A 1031-nucleotide genomic window follows, 5' to 3' on the forward strand; every position below is an offset into this window, starting at 1 on the left:
CGCTTGCAAATGGCGCTTTGGAGTTTGGAAACCGGACAGTCGCCGCTGAGCGTGATGCGCCGCTACCAGGTGGCCGTCGTTTGTCACGGCAGCCCTGACCGCAAAGAAATTGAAGCGTTTCGCCAGCAGTTTGTCAAGGGTCTCGGATATTGCCCGGAAACTCTGGCCTAAATTGCTACCCATATAAATTAACTGTGATGACAGAACAGGAGAGGGAGAGAAGGGGAAAGCGGGAGAAGATTGAACGCTTTTTTCAGCTCCGTTAGAACTCAAGAGAAGAGATAAATGCGCGACTGCCTAGGCAAGTTAACAATTAAAAATTACCTAGTAGCATTGCTTTGAGATTTTACCCTCTAAATTTTAATTATATATTTTTAAATGCTAAAAGCCGAGCGAATGTATTCTTGCAGGGTGAGTCGGTAGTTTCCTGCAACGGCGGATTCAGAGTTCGCTGCTGTTAATGGTGGTAATATTCGCTTAGTGTTTTGTTGTGAAGGTTCGCACATGACTAAAGCGACATCAAAGCGACAATAATTATTGGCTAAATCTGGATAAGTGCTTAAAAATATTTCGGCTGTTTGCCAAAGTTTGGCTTGTTTTGTGGTGGTAACAGCCAACATTCCACCAGCATCCCAATTTCCCCGGCGGCGAGTTTTCACCTCTACAAATGCTACTGTTGGGGATGTGTGATTGGGAAGACCTCGGTTTTTTACGCTTTCTTCATCTCTTCCGAGTGCGATGATGTCAATCTCTCCCCAGCGACAGTGCCACTGCCGGTGCAGGATTTCCCAACCTTGCTGCTGCAACCAATCGGCGACTAAGTTTTCTCCCAATGTGCCGATATCCCTAGAGTTTGGGGATGGGGCGGAATTGGAGCTAGCCGTGGCGAGCGGGCGATTCCCTACGGGATAGCTACGCTTGACGCTCTTTCTGGTAGAATTCAATTCTGAACTGTCACGACTGCCCATTAGCTTGAACTTGTATGATGATTTCTCGAATTCGCCAACATATTTATACTTTCTTGCTGAGTT

At 46.7% G+C, this 1031-nt stretch carries 1 protein-coding gene; it reads right to left on the reverse strand.

Translation table 11 applies throughout. The annotated features are described in order from the left end of the window. Positions 1–374: 374 nt before the first annotated feature. The gene (locus tag QUA45_RS29005; RefSeq protein ID WP_333223414.1) at positions 375–968 is read right to left on the reverse strand and encodes a YraN family protein; all 594 of its coding nucleotides are present in this window, start codon (positions 966–968) and stop codon (positions 375–377) included. Positions 969–1031: the final 63 nt, after the last annotated feature.

This window comes from Microcoleus sp. Pol12A5 (assembly GCF_036701435.1).
GTDB lineage: Bacteria > Cyanobacteriota > Cyanobacteriia > Cyanobacteriales > Microcoleaceae > Microcoleus.